25 protein-coding genes and 2 tRNA genes are annotated in these 21,034 nt (G+C 68.0%); 12 read left to right on the top strand and 15 right to left on the bottom strand.

The window, feature by feature from the left end:
* Positions 1–69 precede the first annotated feature (69 nt).
* Positions 70–231 carry a hypothetical protein gene (locus AB6A65_RS01520; RefSeq protein WP_371036584.1) on the top strand — a complete coding sequence of 54 codons (162 nt, stop codon included), beginning with the start codon at positions 70–72 and terminating at the stop codon, positions 229–231.
* A gap of 43 nt (positions 232–274) precedes the next feature.
* Here the strand turns inward: AB6A65_RS01520 and ilvC are convergent, their stop codons facing one another.
* A complete protein-coding gene (gene ilvC / locus AB6A65_RS01515; protein WP_371036583.1) occupies positions 275–1,297 on the bottom strand; it encodes a ketol-acid reductoisomerase in 1,023 nt (340 codons plus the stop codon).
* A gap of 130 nt (positions 1,298–1,427) precedes the next feature.
* On the opposite strand from ilvC, the gene AB6A65_RS01510 reads away from it, so the two are divergent.
* Positions 1,428–1,883: an Lrp/AsnC family transcriptional regulator gene (locus AB6A65_RS01510; RefSeq protein WP_371036582.1), complete on the top strand. Its 456-nt coding sequence runs from the start codon at positions 1,428–1,430 to the stop codon at positions 1,881–1,883.
* Entirely contained in the window at positions 1,880–2,335 is a 456-nt protein-coding gene (locus tag AB6A65_RS01505) for an Lrp/AsnC family transcriptional regulator (RefSeq protein ID WP_371036581.1), read from the top strand. The genes AB6A65_RS01510 and AB6A65_RS01505 overlap by 4 nt, the downstream gene beginning before the upstream one ends.
* Here AB6A65_RS01505 and AB6A65_RS01500 read toward each other — a convergent pair.
* The 3 genes from AB6A65_RS01500 to AB6A65_RS01490 form a co-directional block, all read right to left on the bottom strand.
* Positions 2,332–3,546: a UbiH/UbiF family hydroxylase gene (locus AB6A65_RS01500; protein WP_371036580.1), complete on the bottom strand. Its 1,215-nt coding sequence runs from the start codon at positions 3,544–3,546 to the stop codon at positions 2,332–2,334. The genes AB6A65_RS01505 and AB6A65_RS01500 overlap by 4 nt on opposite strands.
* Before the next feature lie 61 nt (positions 3,547–3,607).
* Positions 3,608–3,856: a hypothetical protein gene (locus AB6A65_RS01495; RefSeq protein WP_371036579.1), complete on the bottom strand. Its 249-nt coding sequence runs from the start codon at positions 3,854–3,856 to the stop codon at positions 3,608–3,610.
* Between the two features lie 94 nt (positions 3,857–3,950).
* Entirely contained in the window at positions 3,951–4,595 is a 645-nt protein-coding gene (locus tag AB6A65_RS01490) for a pyrimidine 5'-nucleotidase (protein ID WP_371036578.1), read from the bottom strand.
* Between the two features lie 117 nt (positions 4,596–4,712).
* Here AB6A65_RS01490 and AB6A65_RS01485 point away from each other — a divergent pair, with 117 nt between their 5' ends.
* Positions 4,713–5,360 (top strand): GntR family transcriptional regulator, encoded by a 648-nt coding sequence (locus tag AB6A65_RS01485; protein WP_371036577.1) that lies wholly within the window; start codon positions 4,713–4,715, stop codon positions 5,358–5,360.
* A gap of 4 nt (positions 5,361–5,364) precedes the next feature.
* On the opposite strand, the gene AB6A65_RS01480 is transcribed toward AB6A65_RS01485, so the two are convergent.
* Both AB6A65_RS01480 and carA read right to left on the bottom strand, forming a co-directional pair.
* Positions 5,365–7,284, bottom strand: coding sequence for a glycosyltransferase (locus tag AB6A65_RS01480; protein WP_371036576.1), 1,920 nt, complete (start codon positions 7,282–7,284; stop codon positions 5,365–5,367).
* Between the two features lie 85 nt (positions 7,285–7,369).
* The gene (gene carA, locus AB6A65_RS01475; RefSeq protein ID WP_371036575.1) at positions 7,370–8,515 is read right to left on the bottom strand and encodes a glutamine-hydrolyzing carbamoyl-phosphate synthase small subunit; all 1,146 of its coding nucleotides are present in this window, start codon (positions 8,513–8,515) and stop codon (positions 7,370–7,372) included.
* A gap of 194 nt (positions 8,516–8,709) precedes the next feature.
* Here carA and AB6A65_RS01470 point away from each other — a divergent pair, with 194 nt between their 5' ends.
* Positions 8,710–9,168, top strand: coding sequence for a GatB/YqeY domain-containing protein (locus tag AB6A65_RS01470; protein ID WP_371036574.1), 459 nt, complete (start codon positions 8,710–8,712; stop codon positions 9,166–9,168).
* Between the two features lie 19 nt (positions 9,169–9,187).
* Here the strand turns inward: AB6A65_RS01470 and AB6A65_RS01465 are convergent, their stop codons facing one another.
* Together AB6A65_RS01465 and ctaD are read right to left on the bottom strand one after the other, a co-directional pair.
* Positions 9,188–9,640 carry a DUF2244 domain-containing protein gene (locus AB6A65_RS01465; protein WP_371036573.1) on the bottom strand — a complete coding sequence of 151 codons (453 nt, stop codon included), beginning with the start codon at positions 9,638–9,640 and terminating at the stop codon, positions 9,188–9,190.
* A 171-nt stretch (positions 9,641–9,811) separates the two neighbouring features.
* On the bottom strand, positions 9,812–11,485 hold the full coding sequence (gene ctaD, locus AB6A65_RS01460; protein ID WP_371036572.1) for a cytochrome c oxidase subunit I: 1,674 nt from the start codon (positions 11,483–11,485) through the stop codon (positions 9,812–9,814).
* Positions 11,486–11,744: 259 nt separating this feature from the next.
* On the opposite strand from ctaD, the gene AB6A65_RS01455 reads away from it, so the two are divergent.
* Positions 11,745–11,960, top strand: coding sequence for a hypothetical protein (locus tag AB6A65_RS01455; RefSeq protein WP_371036571.1), 216 nt, complete (start codon positions 11,745–11,747; stop codon positions 11,958–11,960).
* A gap of 5 nt (positions 11,961–11,965) precedes the next feature.
* On the opposite strand, the gene lipB is transcribed toward AB6A65_RS01455, so the two are convergent.
* On the bottom strand, positions 11,966–12,646 hold the full coding sequence (lipB, locus tag AB6A65_RS01450; protein WP_371036807.1) for a lipoyl(octanoyl) transferase LipB: 681 nt from the start codon (positions 12,644–12,646) through the stop codon (positions 11,966–11,968).
* Between the two features lie 58 nt (positions 12,647–12,704).
* Between lipB and AB6A65_RS01445 the strand changes: the two genes are divergently transcribed.
* The 4 genes from AB6A65_RS01445 to AB6A65_RS01430 all read left to right on the top strand — a co-directional run bounded on the left by AB6A65_RS01445 (position 12,705) and on the right by AB6A65_RS01430 (position 14,962).
* Positions 12,705–12,791, top strand: a tRNA-Leu gene (locus tag AB6A65_RS01445).
* Between the two features lie 189 nt (positions 12,792–12,980).
* Complete coding sequence (locus AB6A65_RS01440; protein ID WP_371036570.1) at positions 12,981–13,190, top strand: hypothetical protein; 210 nt, start codon at positions 12,981–12,983, stop codon at positions 13,188–13,190.
* Positions 13,191–13,475: 285 nt separating this feature from the next.
* Entirely contained in the window at positions 13,476–14,447 is a 972-nt protein-coding gene (locus tag AB6A65_RS01435; RefSeq protein ID WP_371036569.1) for a Hint domain-containing protein, read from the top strand.
* The gene (locus AB6A65_RS01430) at positions 14,444–14,962 is read left to right on the top strand and encodes a toxin-activating lysine-acyltransferase (protein ID WP_371036568.1); all 519 of its coding nucleotides are present in this window, start codon (positions 14,444–14,446) and stop codon (positions 14,960–14,962) included. Before AB6A65_RS01435 ends, AB6A65_RS01430 begins: the two co-directional genes overlap by 4 nt.
* A gap of 219 nt (positions 14,963–15,181) precedes the next feature.
* On the opposite strand, the gene AB6A65_RS01425 is transcribed toward AB6A65_RS01430, so the two are convergent.
* The 5 genes from AB6A65_RS01425 to AB6A65_RS01405 all read right to left on the bottom strand — a co-directional run bounded on the left by AB6A65_RS01425 (position 15,182) and on the right by AB6A65_RS01405 (position 19,146).
* Positions 15,182–15,859, bottom strand: a complete 678-nt coding sequence (locus AB6A65_RS01425; RefSeq protein ID WP_371036567.1) for a hypothetical protein — start codon at positions 15,857–15,859, stop codon at positions 15,182–15,184.
* A gap of 58 nt (positions 15,860–15,917) precedes the next feature.
* Entirely contained in the window at positions 15,918–16,910 is a 993-nt protein-coding gene (locus AB6A65_RS01420; protein WP_371036566.1) for a fatty acid desaturase, read from the bottom strand.
* Positions 16,911–16,985: 75 nt separating this feature from the next.
* Positions 16,986–17,192 carry a cold-shock protein gene (locus tag AB6A65_RS01415; protein WP_371036565.1) on the bottom strand — a complete coding sequence of 69 codons (207 nt, stop codon included), beginning with the start codon at positions 17,190–17,192 and terminating at the stop codon, positions 16,986–16,988.
* 296 nt (positions 17,193–17,488) lie between these two features.
* Positions 17,489–18,295, bottom strand: coding sequence for a lipo-like protein (locus tag AB6A65_RS01410; protein ID WP_371036564.1), 807 nt, complete (start codon positions 18,293–18,295; stop codon positions 17,489–17,491).
* 299 nt (positions 18,296–18,594) lie between these two features.
* Entirely contained in the window at positions 18,595–19,146 is a 552-nt protein-coding gene (locus AB6A65_RS01405) for a hypothetical protein (RefSeq protein WP_371036563.1), read from the bottom strand.
* Positions 19,147–19,233: 87 nt separating this feature from the next.
* On the opposite strand from AB6A65_RS01405, the gene AB6A65_RS01400 reads away from it, so the two are divergent.
* Positions 19,234–19,650 (top strand): hypothetical protein, encoded by a 417-nt coding sequence (locus AB6A65_RS01400; protein ID WP_371036562.1) that lies wholly within the window; start codon positions 19,234–19,236, stop codon positions 19,648–19,650.
* Between the two features lie 368 nt (positions 19,651–20,018).
* On the opposite strand, the gene AB6A65_RS01395 is transcribed toward AB6A65_RS01400, so the two are convergent.
* Positions 20,019–20,636 (bottom strand): class I SAM-dependent methyltransferase, encoded by a 618-nt coding sequence (locus AB6A65_RS01395; RefSeq protein ID WP_371036561.1) that lies wholly within the window; start codon positions 20,634–20,636, stop codon positions 20,019–20,021.
* A 296-nt stretch (positions 20,637–20,932) separates the two neighbouring features.
* Between AB6A65_RS01395 and AB6A65_RS01390 the strand changes: the two genes are divergently transcribed.
* Positions 20,933–21,009: transfer RNA gene (locus AB6A65_RS01390), tRNA-Asp, on the top strand.
* The last annotated feature ends 25 nt before the right edge of the window (positions 21,010–21,034 follow it).

The following is a 21,034-nucleotide window of genomic DNA, read 5'->3' as shown; positions in this document are numbered from 1 at the left end:
GGCGGGACGGCCCGTGTTCGGCGGGCCTTGCTCTGCGCCTCGCAACCGCGACCGAAAGGAGGTTTCCTGATGGACGCGTACATCATTCCGACACTGGCGATCCTGACGCTTGCCGTCGTCGCCGTGATCGCCTGGGACAGCAAGCGCCGCACGGAGCGCCGCAAGCAGGACCCCGACGCGCCGAAAAGCGCGCTGGCCCGCGACGGCGATTCCAAGACGAAGGACGAGTAATCGCGTGACGCCCGGGCCGTCGCCGGCCCGGGCGCCGCGGCGCTCAGTTCTTCGAGCGATCCACCATCTTGCCGGCCGTGATCCAGGGCATCATGCCGCGCAACGTCTCACCCACCTGTTCGATCTGGTGCCCGTCATTGATGCGCCGCGTGGCCTTGAACATCGGCTGACCGACCGAACATTCCTGCATCCAGTCGCGGGTGAAACGGCCCGTCTGGATATCGGTCAGGATGGCCTTCATCCTTGCCTTCGTCTCGTCATAGGGCAGCACGCGCGGGCCGGAGACGTATTCGCCGAACTCCGCCGTGTTGGAGATCGAGTAATTCATGTTGGCGATGCCGCCCTCGTAGATCAGGTCCACGATCAGCTTCACCTCGTGAAGGCACTCGAAATAGGCCATCTCGGGCGCGTAGCCCGCTTCCACCAGCGTCTCGAAGCCGCAGCGGATAAGCTCCACCAGGCCGCCGCACAGCACCGCCTGCTCGCCGAAAAGATCGGTCTCGCACTCTTCCTGGAAGGTCGTCTCGATGATGCCCGACCGGCCGCCGCCGATGGCCGAGCAGTAGGAGAGCGCGGTTTCCAGCGCCTTGCCGGAGGCGTCGTTGTCGACCGCCACGAGGCACGGCACGCCGCCGCCCTTGGTATATTCGCCGCGCACCGTGTGGCCCGGGCCCTTGGGGGCCATCATGATGACATCCACGCCGGGCTTCGGCTCGATCAGGCCGAAATGCACGTTGAGGCCATGCGCGAAGGCGATGGCCGCGCCGTCCCTCAGGTTGTCGTGGACGTGCTTGTAGTAGGTCTCCGCCTGAAGCTCGTCGGGCATGGTGAACATCATCAGGTCGCACCACGCCGCCGCCTCGGCGATGCCCATGACCTGCAGCCCTTCGCCCTCCGCCTTCTTCGCGCTCGCCGACCCCTCGCGCAGTGCCACGGCCAGGTGCTGTGCACCCGAGTCGCGCAGGTTCAGCGCATGGGCGTGGCCCTGGCTGCCGTAGCCCAGGATGGCGATCTTCTTGTCCTTGATGAGATTGATGTCGCAATCGCGGTCGTAATAAACGCGCATGTCCTTGGGTTCCCTTGTGTTCCGATGCGGCGATACTATCCATCGTACGGCGAAAAGGATTTCATTTTCACAAGTATTCCGGCATGATGCGCAAACTTCATTCGTGAGGAGTCCGATAAGGCGTGGCATCATGCTCGACGACCTTGACCGGCGCCTGCTGCGCCATCTTCAGGCCGACCCGGCGCTGGGGCCCAGCGCACTTGCCGAAAGGGCGGCGACCACGCCGGCGGTGGCCTCGCGCCGGCTTGCCCGGTTGCGCAGCGCGGGCGTGCTGAAGGGCCGCGAGGCCATCGTCAACTGGCGTGCGCTGGGCTTCACGGTGGAGGTCTCGCTGCGCTTCACGCTCGACAAGACGCAGCCGCGCGCCTTCGACGAATTCCTGGAGGAGGCGCGCAAGGTGCCCGAGGTTCTGGAAATCCAGACATTTCTCGGGCGCGTGGACGTGCGCCTGTCGGTGATCGCGCGCGATCTCGCGCATTACCAGGACATCTATCGCCGCCGCATCCTGAGCTTGCCGCACATCGCCGACATCGAGGCGCTGATGCATGTGGCGCGGATCAAGGAGGGAGAGGCGGTGCCGCTGTGACTGCGCTCGACGAGACCGACCGGGCGCTGTTGCGCGCCCTGGCCCGGGATGCGGAGCAAAGCGCCGGCGCGCTCGGCCGGGCGCTGGGGCTCAGCCAGCCCGCGACGTGGCGCCGGCTGAAGCGCCTGGAAGAGGCGGGCGCGATCCGCGGGCGCCGGGTGGTGCTCGACATGGCGGCGCTGGGATATGGGGTGACCGTCTTCCTCGGCGTGAAGCTCGCCACCAAGGGCCGCGCGAGCCTCGAGGATTTCGAGCGCGCGGTCACCGCCATCCCCGAGGTCCAGACGGTGGAGCATGTGCTCGGTCTTTACGACTACCGGCTGCGCGTGGTCGCGCGCGACATCTCGGATTTCGAGCGGATCCTGCGCCGGCGCATCATGACGCTGCCGGGCGCGGGCGCGGTGGAGGCGAACGTGCTGCTGTCGGAAGAGCGGCACCCGGGCCCGCTCTAGGCAGTGCCGGAACCGCGCGTCCCGCGCGCGCCGAGGCCAAGCTGCATCAGCGCCTTACGCACGGGCGCCGCCGAGTAAAGCGCCTGGATCCCGGCGGCGCGTGCGTCCCGCAGCGGCCGCGCCGACTGCATCGAGACCCGGTTCAGCATCGACACGCCCGCAACCCGCGCGGCCACCTCCGCGTAGCGCCGGCGGTGATAGGCCTGCAGGAGATCGGCCTCGCCCAGCCGGTCGGGCGCGCCTTCGGCAAGCTCCAGCAGAACGCGCAGGTCGGCGAGGGACATGTTCAACCCCTGTGCCCCGATGGGCGGCACCACATGCGCCGCCTCGGCCATCAGCGCCAGCCGCTCCGACCAGAACCGCTCGGCGATCTGCGAGATGATGGGCCAGATCGTGCGCCGCGAGGCGAGCGTCAGCGGCCCCAGAAGATGCGTCGAGCGCGCCGACATCTCGGCCTCGAACGCCTCGACCGGCAGGTTCAGCAGGCGCATCGCCTCGGGCCCTTCCTCCATCCAGACCACGGCGGAGGAGGGACGACCGTCCCAGTCCGGAAGCGGGACCAGCGTGAACGGGCCGCCCGTGCGGTGGATCTCGGTGGAGACGTTCTCGTGCGGGATCGGGTGGGTGACCGCGAAGGCCAAGGCCTTCTGCCCGAACCGCGTGGTGCGCGCACCGATCCCGGCGGCGTTGCGCATGGCCGAATTCCGCCCGTCGGCGGCCACGACAAGGCGCGCACGGGCGGTGGTTCCGTCGCTCAACCGCACCCGGGCCTCAGAGCTGCGGGTGAAGAGGCCGGTGGCGGCGACGCCGGGGCGGAAGACCACGTTGGGCAGCTCGTCGAGCCGGCCGGTCATCTCGCGCCGCAGGAGCCAGTTGGGGAGGTTCCACCCGAAAGGCGCGTCCGAGAGGTCGGCCGCGTCGAAATCCCGTGTCACGCGCGGCTCGGCCACCTCTCCGCCCGCGTCCATGATCCGCATGACCTGAAGCGGCATGGCGTGGGGCGCGAGGCGCTCCCACAGGCCCGCGCGGTCCAGCAATGCGCGGGCCGGTTGCAGGAAGGCGGTGGTGCGCAGGTCGGAGCCTTCGGCGTCACGCTCCGTCACCGGGGGGGCGGGATCGACGCAGAGGACCGAGAAGCCTGCCGTGCCGAAGGCGGCGGCGGCGGTGAGCCCCGCGATCCCGCCGCCCGTAACGATGATGTCGTGATCCATGGCGCGCCCCCTTGTTTGCAGCGAACCTAGCGCGGCCGCGATGGGCCGGCCAGCGGCCGCGTCACTTTCCGACGGTGATCGTCACCAGCGTGATCATGATGACGGGCACCATGACGAGGGCCGGAAGCGTCAGCGCGGGCAGACCCCAGGTCGCCACGGCCATGATCCAGAGCGTGACGAGCGCGACCAGCAGATAATAGAAATTCTCGCGCCCTCCCATCATCAGGTCGCGGGCGATCCAGCCGATCACGGGAACGGCGAAAAGCGCGCGCAGGGCGCGGCTCGGGCGGGGGCGTTCGGCAAGGCTCATCGGGTGTCTCCTTTTCGTTCACCCGCGAGATATGCGCCCGCGGCTCTTCGCGGAAGACAGGCAAATTGCCGCAATCCCGCATGATTCCGTGACGTCAGAGAAGCCGCCCCAGGAAGCCGCCAAGATCGTCGGTGTGGTGGTGGATGTGGTCCGCGGCATGCGGCTCGGGCGCGACGTGGACGGTGCGCATGCCCATCGCGTGGGGCTCTGCCAGGTTGCGCGGGTCGTCCTCGAACATCGCGGCCCGGGTGGCGTCCGTTCCGTCGCGGGCGAAGACCGCCTCGAAGGCGGCGCGCCGGGGCTTGGGCTGGAAGCCCGCGTGCTCCACGCCGTAGACCGCGTCGAAAAGCCCTTTGAGCCCCCGCGCGGCAAGCACCCGCTCGGCGTAGGGGGCGCTGCCGTTGGTGTAGACGATGCGCCGCCCGGGCAGGGCGCGGATCCGCGCGGCGAGCGTCGCGTCCGCCTCCAGATGGCCGAGGTCGATGTCGTGGACCGTCTCGAGGTAGGGACCGGGCTCGACCCCGTGGATTTCCATCAGCCCGGCCAGGGTGGTTCCGTGCTCGCGCCAGTATTGCGTGCGCAGCCGGTCAGCCTCGGCCCGGTCGACCTTGAGCGCGTCCATCACGAAGGCGGTCATGCGCGTCTCGATCTGGTCGAAGAGGCGCGCCTGGGGCGGGTAGAGCGTGTTGTCGAGGTCGAAGACCCAGTGGGCCACGCTGGAAAAATGCTCCTTGGGCATGACGCAGAGATAGAGCGCGCCACGGGCGCGCGCAATGCCGCGGGCGGGCGCGGGCGGCGGGCCTTGTTGCCCCGCCGCGCGGCCGATATCCTTGCCCGATCACGCAAGGACATGTCGATGGACCAGATCAAGACCCCGCAGAAGGACGCCTACAGCCTCATCCTCGAGGCGATCGACAGCGGGCTTTACAAGCCGGGCGACCGTCTCGTGGAATCCGAGTTGGCCGAACGTTTCGGCGTGTCGCGCACGCCGATCCGCGAGGCGCTTCAGCGGCTCGAGACGCAATCGCTGCTGACCCGGGACGGGCGGTCGCTGATCGTGGCGTCGCTCGACCACAACCAGATGGCCGAGCTTTACGTCGTGCGCTGCGAACTGGAGGGACTGGCCGCGAGCCTCGCGGCGCGCCACGCCACCGCCGAAGAGATCCAGGTGCTGCGCGACATGGTGGCCGACGACCGCGCGCTCGTGGCCGACCCGTCCGCGCTTGCGCGCGCGAACCGCCGGTTTCACAAGCAGATCCACCTGGCGTCGCACAACCGCTACCTGGTGCAGCAGCTCGACCTCGTGCACCGGTCGATGGCGTTGATGGCGACCACCTCGCTCGCCGCGGAGGGGCGGGGCGAAAAGGCGCTGGCCGAGCATGCGGCGATCGTGGACGCGATCGCCCGGCGGGACGAGCAGGCCGCCTACAAGGCGCTTCGCGACCACATCTCGGTGGCTTTCGTGACCCGGCTGAAGCTCGACTCCGCGGCCGAGAAGGCCTGAGGGGTCAGCCCTCGCGCCCCGGCGGCGGGTGCGAAGGCGCCTCCGGCGCCTCCGGCGGCTCGGTCAGCGAATGACCGTGCGTGGTCTTGTCCCAGTAGAAGGGCCGCCCGGCAAGCTCGAACAGCGCCTTGTAGGCCGCGAAGGCGCCGAGCGGGAAGTAGAGGTGCATCGTGGGCGTCCAGCGCCGGAGACCCCGGTGGGAGGTGACGCCCACCGCCGCAACCGCCACCGTGAGCGCCACCGCCTCGCTCGCAAGGAAGACAGTCCCGGCCCGGGTGAGCGTCTCGGACCCTATCGTCGCTTCGAGCGGGTGGACGAGGCCGAGGGGCACCAGCCAGAAGCTCCACAACAGCGGAGCCATCAGGAACTGCGTGGTCGCCGTGACGAGAAGAAGCTGAACGCCCCAGAACTGCCGCGGCCCCAGCTCGCGCAGAAGCGTGCGCGGGCGCCGCATGTGAACCGCGTAGGTGAGCATGAAGCCCTTGAGCCAGCGCGAGCGCTGGCGCACCCAGGGCAGGACCCGGTTGTTCGCCTCCTCCCGCGTGACCGTGTCGAGCATTTCCGTGCGCCAGCCGCGCCGCGCGAGACGGATCCCGAGGTCGCAGTCCTCGGTGACGTTATGAGCGTCCCAGCCGCCCAGCGCCTCCAGCGCGTCGCGGCGGAAGAAGAGCGTCGTGCCGCCGAGCGGGATGGCGAGACCGAGGCGCGCGAGCCCGGGAAGCACCATCCGGAACCAGGTCGCGTATTCGATCGTGAAGCAGCGCGCGATCCAGGTGGAATGCGGGTTGTAATAGTCGAGCGCGCCCTGAAGGCAGACCACGTCCGGCGGCCGTGTGGCGAAACGGGCGGCCACGCGGCGAAGCTGGTCCGGCTCCGGCGCGTCCTCCGCGTCGTAGATCCCCACGATCTCCCCCCGCGCGAAGCCCAGCGCGTAGTTCATCGCCCGCGGCTTGGTGCGCAAGGATCCGTGCGGCACCTCGATCCGGCGCATGTGCGCGGGCAGCAGCACGCGGGACAGCGCCTCTCGCGTGGCGGCGTCCCGCTCCTCCACGATGAGAAGCACCTCCAGCGCCTCGCGCGGATAATCCAGCGCGTCGAGGCGGCGCAGGAGCGTGGGCAGGATGCGGCTTTCGTCGTAAAGCGGCACCAGGATCGTGATGGTCGGCACGCGGCGGGGCAGGGGCGGGGCGAGCGCGCGCGGCGCGGGCCGCCGCGCGAGAAGCTGCGCGGCGAAGGCCATCGCCTTCATCCCCGTGGCGAGCAGAAGCGTCACGAGCGCCCAGAAGAAGAGCACCGAGAAGAACAGCCCCGGCGCGAACAGCACGGCCGCGCCACCCGTGGCGGCCAGCACGAGGCTCGCGATCCGGCGCGCCGGCCTGGGTTCGAGCCAGTCGCGGCAGCTCAGGTCGGACGGCAGGCGCGTCTCCGCCCGGCGGACGAGTTCCGGCCCGTGCCGCGCGGCGATGGCGGCGTCGATGTCGCGCTCGGTGACGAGCGCCATCCGCACCGGGCCGAGCCGGGCCTCGAGCGCGCGCGACTGCCGCGCGAAGTCCTGCGGGCGGGCGGTGGCGACCAGCGTCGCGTCGCGCCGCCGCCCCCAGGGCAGCAACCGCTCGGCGAGGCAGGTTTCGGGATCGAGCGCGTCGGAGAGCGCGGGATCGGGCGCGTGGCGGCCGAGCGCCACGGTCGGCGCGCCGAACTGCTGCGCGAGCGCGTCGCGCAGCTGCGTGTCCGAAAGCTTGCCCCGCGCGAGCAGGATCTCGCCCAGGGGGCGGCCGCAGCGTTTCTGCGCGCGCAGCGCGTCGAGAAGCGTCGCCGCGTCGATCCAGCCCAGATCGCACAGCAGGCGCCCCAGCGGCCGGCTGTCGCTTCTCGGCGACCGGAGGAAATCGATCTCGGCGGGGGCGGTGTGCAAGACGTCCATCGCTGTTTCATCCGCGCGGCAGCCGCGCGGCTCCAGATCAGCGAAGCAAGGTTAAGATGCGGTTAAGGACGCCCGGCGGCGCGGGTCAGCGCCGCGCGGCCATGGCCGCGGCGAACCGCTCGAAGAGGTAGTAGCTGTCCTGGGGCCCGGGGCTCGCCTCGGGGTGATACTGCACCGAGAAGACCGGCCGGTCGGCCACCCGGATGCCGCAGTTCGACCCGTCGAAGAGCGACACGTGGCTTTCCACCACGCCCTCGGGCAGGGTCTGGCTGTCCACCGTGAAGCCGTGGTTCATCGACGTGATTTCCACCTTGCCGGTCTCGAGATCCTTCACCGGGTGGTTCGCGCCGTGATGACCGTGGTTCATCTTGATCGTGCGTGCGCCAAGCGCGAGGGCGAGCATCTGGTGGCCGAGGCAGATGCCGAAAAGCGGCATGTCGCGCTCCAGCACCTCGCGGATCATCGGCACGGCATAGTCGCCCGTCGCCGCCGGGTCGCCCGGGCCGTTCGACAGGAAGACGCCGTCGGGCTCATGCGCCAGCACCTCTTCGGCGGTGGCGGTGGCGGGCAGCACCGTCACCTCGCAGCCCGCCGAGGCAAGGCAGCGCAGGATGTTGCGCTTCGCGCCGTAATCCACCGCGACCACGCGAAAGCGCGGGTCGGTCTGGCGGACATAGCCCTCGGGCCAGGCCCAGCGCATCTCGTCCCAGCGATAGGATTGCGGGCAGGTCACGTCGCGCGCGAGGTCGATCCCTTCGAGACCGGGGAAGGCGCGCGCGGCCTCGACCAGCGCGCCCACGTCGAACCGCCCCTCGGGATCGTGGGCCAGCGCGACATGCGGCGCGCCCTGCTGGCGGATCGCCCGGGTGAGGCGCCGGGTGTCGACGCCCCCGATGGCGATGCGACCGCGCCGGGTGAGCCAGTCCGAAAGCGACTCGGCGGCGCGCCAGTTCGACGGATCGGTCGGATCCCACTTGACCACCATGCCGGCCGCGACCGGTTCCGCGGTCTCGTCGTCCTCGGGGTTCACGCCGACATTGCCGATATGCGGGAAGGTGAAGGTGACCACCTGCCCGGCATAGGAGGGATCGGTCATGATCTCCTGGTAGCCGGTCATCGCGGTATTGAAGCAGAGTTCCGCCTGCGCCTGCCCGGTGGCGCCGAAGCCCTGCCCGAAGAAAACCGTCCCGTCCGCGAGGGCGAGGCAGGCTGTGGGGCGCTGCTGGGCCATGATCGACTCTCCGGACTGAATTGCGCGCGGACGCTATGGTGTGCCCGTGCCGGGGTCAAGGGCGATCCATGCGGTGCGAAAGAGGCGCCGAAACCGCATCTTGTCGGGGCGTGCCGGCCGCGGCGTCACTGTTGCGCGGGATATGGGGTTCGACTAGTGTCGCCGCCTTGACGGAGCTTGGGGATGAACCGCTCATGGATCTGCGCGCGCGCATCAACGCCGCCTTGAAACAGGCGATGAAGGACAAGAACGCGACCCGGCTTTCGACGTTGCGCCTCATCAACGCGGCGATCAAGGACCGCGAGATCGCGCTTCGCGGGGAAGAGGGCGAGACGTCGCTGGACGAGTCCGACGTGCTCGCGATCCTGGGCAAGATGGTCAAGCAGCGCCAGGAAAGCGTGCGCGCCTACGAGGAGGGCGGGCGCCTCGATCTGGCCGCGGCCGAGCAGGAAGAGATCGAGGTGATCCAGGATTTCCTGCCCCGCCAGCTCGGCCCGTCCGAGATCGACCAAGCCATCGATGCCGCCATCGCGGAACTCGGCGCGGACTCGATCCGCGACATGGGCCGGGTGATGGGCGCGCTGAAGTCGAAATACACCGGACAGATGGATTTCGGCACGGTCGGCCCCAAGGTGAAGGACCGCCTCGGCTGACCGCGGCCGGGCGCGCCGCTCAGTTGGCTTTCCGCAGTTTGCCCAGCGTTTCCATCAGGTCCGCGTAAAGCGCCTTTCGCTCCGGCTCGCTCAGGAAGGCGCCGATCTCGACCGCGCGGCCATTGCCGGTGAGCGTGACGTAGTTCGGCACGGGGCCGCCGGTTTCATGCAGTTCGACCCGTGCCCAGTAGGTGTTGCAGGCCCAGTCCCTGACCGGGCCGCGCGGGTCGTGCCGCTCGAGGCGCAGGTCGGTGTCGTCGAGGGTCAGTTCCTCGAAAAGCGATCCGTCGCGGTAACTGCGCCGCAGCCCCCACCAGACCCCCGCCACCGCAAGCAGCACGAAGGGCAGAACGCCCCATAGCACGACCGTGCCCAGCACGGTGAAGAGCGGAACGCAGATCAGGGCGAAGGTGACGAGGATGAAGGCCGCGAACCCCTCGGGCGGAAGCGACCGGTGTGGCCATAGACGCATCTGCGCGACATGGTCCGGCTGCGGGGTGGGCGGTGTCGTCCAGGCGTATGGCATGAGATTAGGATATGTCTGTCGCGGCGTCGGGCAAGGGCCGAAGGAAGGCCTGACGCGAAACGGGCCCCGGCTTGCGCGCGGGGCCCGTGGCCTTGGTTCGGCGGATTGCCGTCACGCTCAGTGGGCGCGGGCGTGATCCCAGTCCTCACGCTTGGGCAGCTGCTCGAACGTGTGCTCGGGCGGCGGCGAGGGCAGGGTCCATTCCAGCGTGTCGGCGTACTCGTTCCAGTAGTTGTTCTCCGTAACGCGGGCCCCGCGGACCAGCGCCCAGGCGATCATGCCCAGGAAGAACACGAAGCTCGCGAAGGCGAGGAACGCGCCCCAGCTCGACACCCAGTTCCAGTAGGCGAAGGCCTCGGGGTAGTCGATGTAGCGCCGCGGCATGCCCTGACGCCCGAGGAAGTGCTGCGGGAAGAAGGTCAGGTTGGCGCCGATGAAGAAGAGCCAGAAGTGCAGCTTGCCGGCCCACTCGGGGTAATGACGACCGGTCATCTTCCCGAAGTAGAAGTAGATGCCGGCGAAGATGCCGAACACGGCCCCGAGGCTCATGACGTAGTGGAAGTGCGCCACGACGTAGTAGGTATCGTGATAGGCGCGGTCCACGCCCGCCTGGCTCAGCACGATGCCCGTCACGCCGCCCAGCGTGAAGAGGAACACGAAGCCGATGGCGAAGAGCATCGGCGTCTTGAACTCCAGCGAGCCGCCCCACATCGTCGCGATCCAGCTGAACACCTTCACGCCGGTAGGCACCGCGATCACCATCGTGGCGAGCATGAAGTAGCTTTGCTGCGTCACGCTCATGCCCACGGTGTACATGTGGTGCGCCCACACGACGAAGCCGAGCGCGCCGATCGCGATGATCGCCCAGACCATGGGCAGGTAGCCGAAGATCGGCTTGTGCGAGAAGGTGGAGATCACGTGGCTGATGATGCCGAAGGCGGGCAGGATCAGGATATAGACCTCGGGGTGCCCGAAGAACCAGAAGATGTGCTGGTAGAGCACCGGGTCGCCGCCGCCGGCCGGGTCGAAGAAGGTCGTGCCGAAGTTGCGGTCGGTCAGCAGCATGGTGATCGCGCCCGCCAGAACCGGCAGCGACAGCACCAGAAGCCAGGCGGTCACGAAGATCGACCACGCGAAGAGCGGCACCTTGAAAAGGGACATGCCCGGCGCGCGCATGTTGAGGAAGGTGGTGATCATGTTGATCGAGCCCAGGATCGAACTCGCCCCCGCGGTGTGGATCGCGAAGATGGCGAGGTCCGTGGACATGCCCATCTCGTTGGTCGAGAGCGGCGGGTAGAAGACCCAGCCCACGCCGGAGCCCGCCTGTCCGTTGCCGCCCGGCGCGAAGAGCGAGGCGATCGCGAGCAGGGTGCCCGAGACGTAAAGCCAGTAGGACAGGTTGTTCATCCGCGGGAACGCCATGTCCGGCGCGCCGATCTGAAGCGGCAGCAGGTAGTTGCCGAAGCCCCCGAAGAGCGCCGGGATGACCACGAAGAACATCATCAGGACGCCGTGGCCCGTGATCAGCACGTTCCAAAGATGGCCATTGGGCGTGCATTCGCCCGCGGCAGCCGGGAAGAGGCGCGCGCCTTCGAGGCACATGTACTGAACGCCCGGATCCATCAGTTCCATGCGCATGTAGACGGTGAACGCCACCGCGATGAAACCCACCACCGCCGAGGTGACGAGGTAGAGGATTCCGATATCCTTGTGGTTCGTTGACATGAACCAGCGGGTGAAGAAGCCGCGCTGGTCCTCGTGCTCGTGGCTGTGAATGGCCGCGTCTGCCATGATGCCTCCTGATGGTCGTGCCGAAGTGCGCGCGAGTCGCACTCCTCCCCTTGTTCCATTCGTGTTCTAGAATGGGTCACCCCCGTGGGCAATGGATCGATTTGACACAGATCAAGAAAAGCGTGCCAAGCCGCCGCCTCGGGTCAGGTTTCCCCGACTAGGTCGATACGCGCCGCTCGCGTAACTTTCCTGATGCCGGGGGCCCCCCGGAGTTCCGCGCCACCTGGGGGGTGGCGCCCCGGACGACAGGATCGACCAAATGGCCTACCGAGACGCTGCCACGTCCCGCACCGCGACCGGATCCCCGCGCATCGCCGCGCTCCGGCGCATTTTCGACACGCCCTTCGATGCGCGCACCCGCGAGCTCGCCGCCCGCGTCGCCCGCCTTCGCGCGCTCAGCGACGCGGAGCTTGCGGAAATCGGGCTTCATCGCGACGACATCCTGCGCCACGTCTTCTCGCGGACGTGGAACTGACGTCCTCAGGTGGCGTCCATCGTCTCCGCGAAGCTTTCGGCCAGCGCCGCGTCGAGGTCCGCCATGGTGACGGGCCGCCCTAGGTCCACGAGGCTCGTGACCCCGTGGCCGTCGATCCCGCAGGGCACGATGCCGTCGAAATGCGAGAGCTCGGGCTCCACGTTGATCGAGATGCCGTGGAAGCTGACCCAGCGCCGCAGCCGGATGCCGATGGCGGCGATCTTGTCGTCGCGCGGCGTGCCGTCGGGCAGGGCGGGCTTGTCGGGGCGCGGCACCCAGACACCCACGTGGCCCGCTCGAATCATCCCCTCCACGTTGAATCGGCCGAGCGTGGCGATCACCCACGCCTCGAGCGCGGCCACGAAGCGGCGCACGTCGCGCCCGCGCCGGCCGACATCCAGCATCACGTAGACCACCCTCTGCCCCGGCCCGTGATAGGTGTACTGCCCGCCGCGCCGCGTGGGGTGGACGGGGAACCGGTCGGGCGCGCGCAGATCGTCCGGCCGGGCGCTCGTGCCGGCGGTGTAGAGCGGGGGATGCTCGAGCAGCCAGATGGCCTCGGCCGCGCGGCCCTCGGCGATCGCGGTGGCGCGCGCTTCCATCTCCGCCTCTGCCCGGCGGTAGTCGACAAGCCCGTCGGAGGTGATCCATTCGACCATGTGCGCTCCCGTTGCGGCAGCCGGAATTTGCTCTTCACATCCCCGGCGGCCTGTTCTATACGCCGCCCCACCTGCTGGGTCACGTGCGGTCGTGGCGGAATTGGTAGACGCGCAGCGTTGAGGTCGCTGTGGGGTAAAACCCGTGGAAGTTCGAGTCTTCTCGACCGCACCAAGACCCTGAGGTCCGAGGCGATGGTCTCTCAACGGCAAGAGAGACCCGAACGCCCCTCACTTCTCACCGAACATAGCTGAACATGCGGCGCGATCCATGCGCGAACCGTGACCGCGCCGGCAGGTCCACGGCCCGTTGTCAGCGCACAGGACACCTCTCGCTCAAGCGGTAGCTTCGCCATGGACCCGGGTGTCGGCGAGCCGCGTCGAGGTGCCGGAAAGGATCAGGGCCCGCCCGTTCCTGCCGGACGCGCCCGAGGAGGAGAGCGCCGGGCTGAAGACGCTGCACGCGGTTCCGATGCGCCATGTTCGTCATGGCCGCGGCATCGATCCGGGCGAGACTGGCGACGCTCTGCCCGGCACGTTCCGCACGAACTGCCGAGGATCGAGCTCTTCGTGACCGCCGTCGTCGATTGCCGTCTCGAAAGCGCCGCGCATCGAACGCGGATCACCGGGAAGGGCGCGAGGCAGATCGGGTCGCTCCGGGTGAGACCGAGGGCAGGGCGCGGTCGTGGCCGCGGGCAGCGCTATCCGGTTCGAGCCTCCCGCTTCGTGGCGCTGCGCCAATGTCACGTTTTCCGCCGAAGAACGGCGTGTCGTCCACGAACCATCGACACAGGCCTGGGTGCTGGCTTCTAATAACGCGGGCCGGAAAGAGCCCGAGGGCAGGAAGCGGGACGGAGCAGTGGGCTACAATATCAGCGAGGTCACGGGCTCCACCGGCGGCGGGACCGGCGGGCTGGACACCTGGACCTTCGACGTCACGCTCAACGGGACCGGGATCACCACGGTCTCCGGCGATTTCGACGAGGTGCCGATCGGGGGCGGGCCCTCCAGCGAGCCCTCCGACGGGTACAGTTTCACCGTCAACAGCGGCGGAGCGTTCGGCAACCTGAGCTTCGATGCCGTCACCGGCGAATTCACCTTCACCATCGACCGCGCCACGGTTTTCGCATCCGGGTCGGACCAGACGGTGGCCATTTCGGTCACCGGCACCGACACCGCGGGCACCGACTCCGATACCCTTTTCCTCAACCTGCTGATCTGCGTCGCTCGCGGCACCCTGATCGAAACCGAGGCCGGTCCGGTCGCCGTCGAGGCACTGCGTGTCGGTGACATGGTGCGGACGGTGGACGGTCCCTTCCGGCCGGTGCGCTGGCTTGGATGCCGCCGCTTCTCCCCAGCCGAACTGCGCGCCCACCGATCCCTTCGTCCGGTCCGCATTTCCGCGGGCGCATTCGGACACGATCGTCCAGCGCGGGAGTTGCGCGTTTCCCCCCAGCACCGGGTGCTCGTGACCGGCTGGCGCGCGGAGCTTTTCTTCGGCGCGCAGGAGGTTCTCGTGCCCGCCAAGGGGCTGATCAACGACACGACGATCCGCGTGGAGGACGAGGCCGGATGGGTCGAGTACCATCACGTTCTCTTCGATCGCCACGAGATCATGCTGACCGAGGGGCTTGCGACCGAAAGCTTCCACCCGGGCGACTACGCGCTTTGCGGGATCGAGGGCGAGGCGCGCGAGGAACTGTTCAAGCTCTTCCCCGAACTCGCCGGAGGCAACACCGCGATCGCGACCGCGCGCATGACCCTGCGCCCGTGGGAAGGCGCGCTCCTGCAGGCGCGTGGCGGCGTCGTGGATGAAAAGGGCGCCCCGTGATCGCGCGGCGCGATTCCCTCGGTCGCACCCTGCCGGATGTCGAGAGCCCCGGGCCCGAACGCCTGCGCGCCTACGGGGACATGATCTTCCTGGCCTTTCGAAGTGCGCGGCATGCGAGGATGCCGGTCGCGCAACTGCGCAGCTACATCGAACCGCCACTTCTGCTGGGCCAGTTCCGGCTGTTCCGTTTCGACGGCGTGGCACGCGGGCTCTACACTTGGGCGTGGCTCGGCGCCGGAGGCGAACGCCGCCTCATCACCGGCGAGCAACTGACGCCCGAGGACTGGAACGCGGGCGACCGCCTCTGGATCGTGGACATCATGGCACCCTACAGGGGGACGACCGCCAGCATGGTCCGCTGGATCATGCGCAAGGGGCATTTCACCGACGAGGAATTCTTCTATCGCCGGGTCGGCGACGACAATCGCACGCGCCGTATCGTCCATATCGATTTCCGGCGGCAGGACCTGGCCAAGGTGTATTCCGAAACCGCCTTCCCGAAGCGCTTCGACTGAGCCATGCGCGGTGCAATGCTCTTCCGCAGCTTTTCCACGCCCGACCGGCGCCGCCCCCGGCCCGGCTGCCATTTTCGCCTGCCATGCGCCGGGGCTGCCACGCCGACCTGACGGCACTCACCTCCGCGCCGCGCGGCGCCATCCCACCCGGGATGCACGTCTCTTCGGTCCGCGGCGCGGCATTCGACCTCGCGGGCACCCGCGCGGCGGTCGATGGCGTCAAAGCGTCATCCGGATCGCCTCGCGCAACTCCTCGTGCAGAATCCAGTTCCCGGTGCCGCCGTCGGTTTCCGTTTCACCCTTGAACCCGAGCAGGGCAGCCCCTTCCGAAGCGCCGGACGTCTGGTCGGGGTCGGCTTTCACCGAAAGGTATTCCGCGATCAGCAGGCCCGCCGCCAGAAAGGATCTGTTGGCCGACGCTTGCGATTTGTACCCCGCGGCGCTTGCCATGCGCCCATCCGTCAGCCCGTCTTCGCCGGCCAGCGACAAGGCCGCGAGCATCGCGTGTTGCGGTCGTGAGAGCGCGACCTGCCGGATCGCCTCGACGTATTCTTCCGTGCCGGGCACGGCGATGCCTGTTCTGGGATCCTCGCGGCGCTCGCCTGTCCTGCGATCTTCCCGTGCGTCGAGGATGTCTTGCAACGCGGCGATGGCCGCCTCTTCCGTCGCGCCGGTCGCTTCGGCGATCATGCCGCGTGCCTTCGTCGGAGGCTTAGGGAACGCGCGTGCGACGAATTTGCCCGCAAGCCAACCCGACTTGACCTGATACCGGCTGTGCTCTCCGAGCAGGATCTCGTGCGGGGCGCTCGGCTTGGCGTCTTTTTTCTTGGTCTTTGTCATGCCCTTGAAGGGATCGGGGGCCTGGCCTGTGCGGCCCACGGAACTGAACTGTGCCATCGGGTGTCGTCTCCTTGTTTCGGGTCGGTCACGGACCGGCGCATCCGTTTCGGTGTCGTCACGGACGTCGCCGGGCCTCGGCGAAGGAAATCAGCTTTCGGTCGTTTTCGTCCCAGAGCGCCAGGCTTGCGCAACGCAGGCTTTCCCACAGGGTGAGGCGGCGCGTCTCGACGAGGTCGTCGTGGTCGCGAAGGACCTCGGGCAGGCGATAGAACGGTATCCGGCTGGCCAGGTGGTGCACGTGATGCGCCCCGATATTCCCGGTGAGCCAGTTCAGGACCGGCGGCAGTATGTAATTGGACGACCCGTGCAGCGCCGCCTCGTGCACGTTCCAATCCTCCTGGCGTTCCCAGACCGTGTCCTCGAACTGGTGCTGCACGTAGAACATCCACATGCCCAGGCTCGCAGCCAGCAACATCGTCGGCACGAAGATGAACAGCACGACCTCCAGCCCGCCAAACCAGATCAGAAGCGCCAGCAGCCCGCCGATCCCGGCATTCGTGGCCTGGGAGCTGAGCCAGTAGCGCCATCCCGATCGCATCAACCCGACCGGCAGTCGGTTTTGCAGGAAGAAGGTGTAGAAGGGCACGATCCCGAACAGAACCAGGGGATGCCGAAGAAGACGATAAAGCACGCGGCCGAGCCGGGATTTGCTTCGGTATTCGGTCACGGTCAGAACCGGGACGTCTCCGGTGCCGCGCTGGTCGAGGTTGCCCGTGGTGGCGTGGTGGATCGCGTGCGTCTTGCGCCAGACGTCATAGGGGGTGAGCGTCAGAACCCCGAGGGCCCTTCCGATCCAGTCACCGAGTTTCCGGTTTCGGAAAAACGACCCATGGCCGCAATCGTGCTGGATCATGAAGGTTCGGACGAGAAAGCCGGCGTTCACCATGGCCAGCGCGACGGAAAGAACGGGACTGATCGACAGGGCCCACCAGGCGAGTGCCCAGATCGCCAGGAAGGGCAGAAGCGTCACGGACAACTCGAGAAGGCTGCGGGCGGGGATGGGTTCGCGATACTTCGTGAGGACACGGGTCCACTGTTGCGGCTTCAAACCGGCGTACTCCTGGTGCTTGTGCGAGGATGATGACGAGACCGGGCGCCCATCGGGGCGCCCTTGACCACCGGGTCAGGCAAGCGCGATGTTGGTCGCGCTCTCGCGGCCATCGCGGCCGGTTTCAACGTCGAAGGTCACCTTCTGGGCGTCCGCGAGACCGGTGAGGCCGGCGCGTTCGACGGCAGAGATGTGGACGAAGACGTCCTTGCCGCCGGACCCCGGTTCGATGAATCCGAAGCCTTTGGTGGCGTTGAACCATTTCACGGTGCCATTGGCCATGTCCGTTGTCTCCTGTTCAAGTGCTGCCCGCGGAATGCGGCAGCCCGGCAGAGTCAGACTGAATCGATCGACTGAGAGCCGGATGAACGGAAGCAGCGGTTCGAAGCGAAAAACACAGGCTTCACATAGCTGGGCATTCGCAGCATCGCATACAAGGGCTGTCGCTTTTCGCCGAGGTTTCGGTTTTCGGCATGAAGGAGGCCGGCCGCCCTTGCCGCCCGGAACATTCACCATCGAAGCTCGACCTCGAGGCGCGGGTGGAAGACGCGAGTTCGGCTCGCGCGGGTATTCCACGTTCACGAGCGAGGCGCCTCGTCCCGGGTATCGGCCGTCGGCAGATCGGCCCAGTCGAGACTGCGATGGTCGAATCCGGAAACGAGGTGCGGCTTCACGATCTCGAAGTAGGGCGAGAGATCGAAATCCCGCGGCGCGAAGAGCGAATGATGCCGGACGTGGAGGATCTCCCGCCGCGCGTATCGAGAGCCCGAGCGTGCCTCGACCGTCCGGATGTCGGGCAGGATCGGGTAGCGCACCGATTGGAAAGCCTGGGCGATCAGAGATGAGCAGATCGCGCGGGTCGGATCGCCGGAGCCGAGCGCCAGCATGCGCCGCCGCCAGCGCACGGGCACGGGCGGCGTGGGCAGCAGGTACCGCGCGAGATCCACGATGTTGCGCATGTCGTAGCGCAGGCCGATCCGGCACGTCATGAAGTCGACCACCGCGCAGGCCTCGCCTTCACTCAGGCCGACAGGCCGGCATATCCGGGTGTTGAACGTGGCGTACTTGCTCAGCGGAGAAGAGACACAGCCCTCCCCCAGATTGACCTCGACCAGGCGACGGGACTCCTCGGAGCCGGATCCTCCAACGGTGCGATCCCCGACGAACATCGCGGCGTGGGACCAGGTTGACTGCGTCAGGTACTTTATCGCGGCCGAGACACGCTGCCGTCCCTCGATCAGGAGAATGTCGGCGGGCCGCAGCGTGTTTTGCAGGGTCTCGAAATCCGAGGGCGTGAAGGGCACGTAACCGGAACTGGGCTGCTCCAGCCGTCGGGCGATGCCGCGACCGGCACGATCGAGCAACGCGTCGAACCACGCGGTCACCTGCATCTCCGTGGCGCCGGCTCAACCGGCCGTCCGGCCGTCGCGCGGCCGCTTTCAGCGATGTGCACGGGCCGGATGATTTGCATCACTCATCCTCCGCCGGCCGGGATCGGGCGCCGGGACGGGACCTTCCAGCGGGGGAACGCGACCGGGGTGGAGATACGGCAACCTGTCTTGCCCAAGCGTGCGGGGGGCGGTCCGCCCCCGGCGCATGACATCTTCGCACCTCTGTCACGCCTGCCCGTCGCGGAAGTCCCGTTTCACGGTCACGCGAGGCCGCGGACGAGGACCACCGGGTCTCAGTCGGAGCCCAGATGATCTGTCGTGAAAAGCATGTCGTCGCCAGCGCCGGAATGGCACGCGATGCAGCCGGCGTTCGTGCCCTTCGCGACCCTGCCCGCGAGGCGCATGCCCTTCGGGTTCCTGTCGAGCGATCCGTCGGGCAGGTACTTCGCCCAGAACCAGTCGGCGTTGTCCGGATCATATCCCGCCTCGCGGCGGAACATCACCGTGACCGCGGCGAGATGCGTGTCGGGGTCGCTCAGCACGTCGGCGATCCCGACGCCTTCGGGACCGTAATTGCGCTTGATCACCAGATCGCCGGAATGTCCGTCGATCGTGGCTGTGGTATAGAGCGTCTCCAGCATCATGCCATGCGGTGCGACGCCCTGGTAAGGGAAGCTGCGCAGCATGCCTTCCCCGGCGAGGTTCATGTCCTCCATCGCGGCCCACAATTCGGCCGCATAACCGGTATCCGCGTCGGTTCCGAAAGGCGCCTCCTGGGCGGTCGCGCTGCCCGCGCTCAACGCCAGAGCGGCCAGGCCGCCTTTCGCGGTATGTCCTAGGGTCATCTGAAACCTCCTCCCGTTTCACCCATAGGTTAACCCGGATCCCGGGATCGCAGGGTCACGATCGACTGATCCGACCGTGGGGAGAACGTGATCATTCAGGAATTGACCGAGCCGGTGGTGCGGGGACACACTTGTGCTGTGTTCCGTAAGTCTATCGCCATACTGAGCCTCGTCGCCGTGCCGGGCCTGGCGGCCTCGAATCAGTCGACGGCGGCCCACGGCACCTTGTGTGTCCGCAATGCCAGCGCGCAGCCCCATGTCTTCGCGGTAGAAGCGCCGGAGGCCGGACGGCGCGTTCGGAAACTGGCGCCCGGCGAACAGCTTTGCGTTCACGGCGCCCTTGCAGACCGGACCGGTGTGGTGTCCGCGTTCGAAGATTTCGACGCGATGGAGGGCTGCTCGCGTATCGTCGCGGTGGGAAGAACCGAAGACATGCTGAAATATGTCGATTTCGACCGATGTTTCTGGAGTTCGAACAGCCCGTCGAGCATCCAGCAACAGTGACATGCCGTGACCTCGATGGCCGTGCGGACGGCCTTCATGGATTTCTCCGCCCGCTGATCCTGCGGGCCTGCCTTCCTCGTCCCGCTTTCGGGGGACCGCCTCCCGCGCGCGGGGCCCTTCGATGCTTCATGCGTGTCGCCGCCTTTCCAGCCAGCAACGCGTCGTGGGTAAGGCGCGCTTGAAGCCGTCCCGAGATCGGGGATCGGCACGGACGCGAAGACGGACGACGCAGCGATCGGGGGTTCAGCGCCTCCGGCTACCGAAGGGATCGGTCGCGACACGCTTGGAAAGATGAAGGTCCCGGGTGGTGTGCCGCCACTGTCCGCGACGCAGGCCGAGGCGCCTGCCCGCAACATGCGGGAAGCGCTTCACCGTTTGCGGGCGACGACGAAGCGCGAGGGAAGCGAGGGCGGAAGCAGGTCGGTCTCGAGGATCTCGAATCCGGCCTCCGCGATGGCCCGGTCGATTTGCGCCACCTTCAGCAGGCTCATGGCAGGGAGCTTGCCCAACGCCCGCATCGCCGCGACCACGGGGCGATAGCGCCATTTCTCGCCGATCGCCGGGGTCTTGGAGATGAAGACCCCGCCCGGGCGCAAGACGTCGCGCATGGAGCCCAGCCCTTTGGCCAGGTCCGGCAGCAGGTGCAGCAGGTTGAAGGCGAGCACCGCACCGACGTCTTCGCCGGGGGCGGCCGCGCGGGCGACCCCGGCCTGGCGGAAGATCAGGTTGCCCTGGGCCGCGGTCCGGCGTTTCTCCTCGGCGATCGCGATCATCGCGCCGGAGAGGTCGGTGCCGACATAGGTGGCCACGCAGGGGGAAAGGCGAAGCGCGGTCGAGCCTGTCCCGCAGCCCAGCTCGAGCACCCGGTCTTCCGGCCGGAGGCGGGATTTCACGCGCGCGAGGGCGGCTTCGTAGGCGCCGGGGTCGGAGATCCGGCGGCGGGCGTAGGCCTCGGCGGCGCGGTCCCAGAAGGCGGCTGCGTCCACGGGATGTCCTTTCGCGGTCGGGTGTGCTCTGCGCGATCTATGCCCCATACCGCGCGCCGGGGAAATCGCCGACATTCGCGGGCGCCTTTCGCGCCCGACCGGCCCCGCCGCAATGCCGCGATGCGAGGCCCGGCGCAGGATGCCGCGCTTGCGGCGCCGAGGGCGGCGGTCTCGGCAGAGGGGCGATCGCGTCGCCGCCGCGATGTCTCGGCCTCAAACCGCGCCAAATGCGCTTGACGCGACCGAGGGCCGCGCATAGAACCCGCCCCACGCCCGGGCAACCGGGCAGGCGGCATGCGGTTGTAGCTCAGTTGGTTAGAGTACCGGCCTGTCACGCCGGGGGTCGCGGGTTCGAGCCCCGTCAACCGCGCCATCGCCGCCGAACCGGCCCGGAGGGC

Source organism: Rhodosalinus sp. FB01 (assembly GCF_041365715.1).
GTDB lineage: Bacteria > Pseudomonadota > Alphaproteobacteria > Rhodobacterales > Rhodobacteraceae > Rhodosalinus.
This window is presented reverse-complemented; position numbering and strand designations above follow the sequence as displayed.